Raw genomic sequence first — 3,545 nt, 5'->3', positions numbered from 1 at the left:
ATCGGGTCAACGTTCACGTATCCGCACTCGGCAGCCGTCTCGATCTTGCGCGTCTGTTCGCCGATCTCGAGCCCGGCACCCACGTGTATACCTGCGGCCCAGCCGCGCTTAACGAAGCGGTGAGAATCGCTGCCGAGGACCATCAGGTACCTGCCAATCAGCTGAATTTACCATAACATCCGTTGGCCGCACCGCCTCAGAGGCCCTCAGCGCGTTTCTGACGGAAAACCGGCAAAACAGGCAACAAACCACCCGAAAACCCGCCAGAAACGCGCAGGCTCTGTTTTTACGGCATGCATGAGTATGCGCGCAAGTGCATAGCGCGGAAATTCACGCCATTCAGCCGGGGTAAGTCCTGTTTCCGATGTTCTTCTTATCCGAAAACGGTGAACGGGGACGCAATTTATTGCGTGGCCGTGAGGCATTGACCAAGCCGTAAGGCACGGTAGGTAATTGCAGGTATCCGACAATTTCGAGTAGAGCGGGTCCGCTTGGAAAAAGGAAATTATCCTACTATAAGGGCTTCCCCGAACAGTCAACGCCGGTTTTTAATTTCTGTCTGTTCATCAATGAAGGGCAAGGGATAAGACTGCGCTACTATAAACGGTCACGTTGAATCTCTATTGATTCGGACCCTGATGAAAGACGCTCGTGAGATCCTCCTTCGCTAATCGGATAGGGATATCCAGTAGGATATGCAGATACTTCTCACGGGGGTCTAACCCTTTACCATCAACGAGTTGCAGTTCAGTTACTACACAGTTAAATTTTTCATGTTGCCGAATACAGTTTGAAGTCATCGCCGTAATGTAATGATGCCCAGCACAACCTCGCATTCTTGGCAGCGATTGCAACGACAGCACGCCAGTATCCCCGCCTGCCAATCAACGAGCAGACCCAACGGCTAAACGAGTCCGTTCTATTCTCTGCCCCTATCATCACAGAACGAGCTCCCTGTACCAGCAGCGTTCTCAGATATGAATCACCGGCTTTCGTTATTCTGCCAAGCTTTGATTTTCCACCACTGCTGTATTGCGATGGCGTTAACCCCAGCCAGGCTGCCAGTTGGCGCCCGTTTTTAAAATCATGTGCGTTGCCAATACTGGCGACCAGTGCGCTCGCTGTTGTGGGGCCAATACCTTTCAGTTCCATTAACTGCTGGCTGCGATGGTCTGTTTTGGCCACACGAGATAATACCCTGTCATATTCGGCGATTTTTTCTTCAATATTAGTTATATGAGCCAATAGATCATCAATGCAAAGCCTGACCTGTACTGGCAGAGTTTCCCTCTGGTCAGAAACAATATGACGTAGAGCATCAGTGCTTTGTGGGGCGATAATCCCAAATTCGGATACCAGACCCCGAAGACGGTTATACGTTGCCGTTCTTTCCTGGATAAATCCCTGCCTTGTCCGATGCAAGCACTGCATTGCCTGCTGACTTTCGTCTTTGACGGGTACAAAGCGCATATGCGGCCGCTGCACAGCCTCACAAATAGCTATTGCATCAGCTGCATCATTTTTCCCGGTCTTACCCGCCATGCGATAGGGTGAGACAAATTTTGGGGCCATCAACCGGACATCATGGCCATACTGCCTGAATAATCTTGCCCAATAGTGGGCACCCGAGCAGGCTTCCATTCCAATTACACAGGGAGGTAAACCTGCGATGAGTTCAGGAAGTGCTGCACGTGACACCTTGGGTTTAACCAGAACTGCTTTACCATTTTGGTCAACGCAGTGAACTGCAAACACATTTTTAGCAAGATCGATACCGACAGTAGTGATGGTCATAACGAATCCCTCTGGGTCAATATTTACCCCATGATTGCACGAAAGTTAATCAGGTGCATATCCAGGGGAAGTCCCTTCCATTCGTTAAGCGTTTTAAGCTAACGGGTGATTTCGTTCCATTGAGCGCGAACCCCTGACCGTAAGGGATGTACGAAATGATCCGGCTGTCCGTTAATGGTTTTGCTTACTTTCGGACATGTTGTCTACATGCTGTACGTACCCTAAAAGCACCAAAGACAGCATCACAGACGCAGAGAAAGCAGAACTGAAGAAGCTGACCCAACGACTGAAAGACGAGGTGTAAGATGAGTTTTTTTGACGAGCTGAAAGCCTCTCTGGAAGAGGCCGTTGAAATCAAAAACGGAACCAAAGCCCCCGCCCGTGTGACCCGCTACGAGCTGGCAGACGTCAGGGCTATCAGAGAAAACCTGAATATTACTCAGAGCGAAATGGCGAAAGTGCTGGGAACCAGCCTCGATACCATCAAAAGCTGGGAAACCGGACGCCGTAACCCAACCGGACTGGCAGCAAAAGTGCTGGCCACCATTCAGGCTAACCCAAAGTTTTTTGATGAACTGGCGGCGCATTAAGCTGATGTGACAGAAGAAATTCGACAGGCGAGGCCGTTCGCGTGTAACTTTAACGGCAACAGAAAAAACAAAGCCCCGATAATCATGATTTCAACTTGGCGGAAGAGACATGATAAATCAGGGCTAGGTATAAAACCTAAGAAGGATATTAGCACATGAACCGTGCCAGACAACAGCCCGCCATAAGTTCAGGGCACATTGCGTAACGCAGCACTCGAACTTTTCAACGACCGCTTGCCGCATAAACCGTACTTCTCGGATGATTTACACTTTGGTGTCCGCATCGCAGGGAAAGAGCGCGCTATTCTGGCTAAATACATCCAGTTTAATCAGCCTCACGCCATGTTCTGGCTGGGATTTGACGTTGACCGCATCGGCGCAGCCATTGACTGGAGCGACCGCAACGCCCCCGCGCCGACACTGACCATCACCAACCCCGAAAACGGACACGCGCACCTGCTGTACGCACTGAAAACCTCGATACGCACCGCGCCAGACGGAAAAATGAAACCGTTACGTTACGCCGCTGCTGTAGAGAGCGCGCTACGTAAAAAATTGGGCGCTGACACGGGGTATTCGGGGCTAATTTGCAAGAATCCGAACCACAGTCACTGGAAAATTGCCCGTATGGCAGCCTGAACTCTACACGCTGGACTGGTTATCCCTCCTGTTCAGCTACTGAAGGCGTGGTGCGTAACGGTAAAAGCACTACCGGACATCAACGCTATCTCTGCTCTCACTGTCGTAAAACATAGCAAGCAACTACAGTTCACTTACACCGCCTCTGAGCCCGGTACACACCAGAAAATCATTGATATGGCCATGAATGGCGTTGGATGCCGGGCCACATCCCGCATTATGGGCACTGTCCTCAACACGATTTTACGACACTTAAAAAAATTAGGCCGCAGTCGGTATCGGGCATTATCTGAACATAAAACACAAGCAGTAAGTTGGAGTCATTACCAATTCATTTAATGAATTTAATAAATGAATCACTTTAACTTGGTCATGCATCTTAACTTATGAATTACTCCTGTCCTAACAACCTCATTGAAATTAAACAAGGTATAAAAAACAATATAACTAAAAATACCCAATGCGACATTAAAAGAAAAATCAATGCTGGCATTTTTGAAAAAGGAAAAATGCTGCCATACT

The 3,545-nt window shown here is 49.1% G+C and carries 3 protein-coding genes and 1 pseudogene; 3 read left to right on the top strand and 1 reads right to left on the bottom strand.

Annotated features, from left to right (window positions below; genetic code table 11):
- Positions 1 to 771 precede the first annotated feature (771 nt).
- Positions 772 to 1,794, bottom strand: coding sequence for an IS110 family RNA-guided transposase (locus tag AACX88_RS17355; protein WP_009652586.1), 1,023 nt, complete (start codon positions 1,792 to 1,794; stop codon positions 772 to 774).
- 305 nt (positions 1,795 to 2,099) lie between these two features.
- On the opposite strand from AACX88_RS17355, the gene nadS reads away from it, so the two are divergent.
- The 3 genes and pseudogenes from nadS to AACX88_RS17340 form a co-directional block, all read left to right on the top strand.
- A complete protein-coding gene (gene nadS / locus AACX88_RS17350) occupies positions 2,100 to 2,384 on the top strand; it encodes a NadS family protein (RefSeq protein WP_032242301.1) in 285 nt (94 codons plus the stop codon).
- A gap of 198 nt (positions 2,385 to 2,582) precedes the next feature.
- Complete coding sequence (locus AACX88_RS17345; RefSeq protein WP_339394116.1) at positions 2,583 to 3,023, top strand: replication initiation protein; 441 nt, start codon at positions 2,583 to 2,585, stop codon at positions 3,021 to 3,023.
- Positions 3,020 to 3,287: pseudogene (locus tag AACX88_RS17340) on the top strand (IS1-like element transposase); the annotation flags it as partial. The gene AACX88_RS17345 and the pseudogene AACX88_RS17340, both read left to right, overlap by 4 nt.
- Positions 3,288 to 3,545: the final 258 nt, after the last annotated feature.

Origin of the sequence: Brevibacterium metallidurans, from assembly GCF_037101285.1 — a bacterium.
Taxonomy (GTDB): domain Bacteria; phylum Actinomycetota; class Actinomycetes; order Actinomycetales; family Brevibacteriaceae; genus Brevibacterium; species Brevibacterium metallidurans.
Note: the sequence above shows the minus strand (reverse complement) of the source record. Positions and strands in the feature narration are given on the sequence as shown.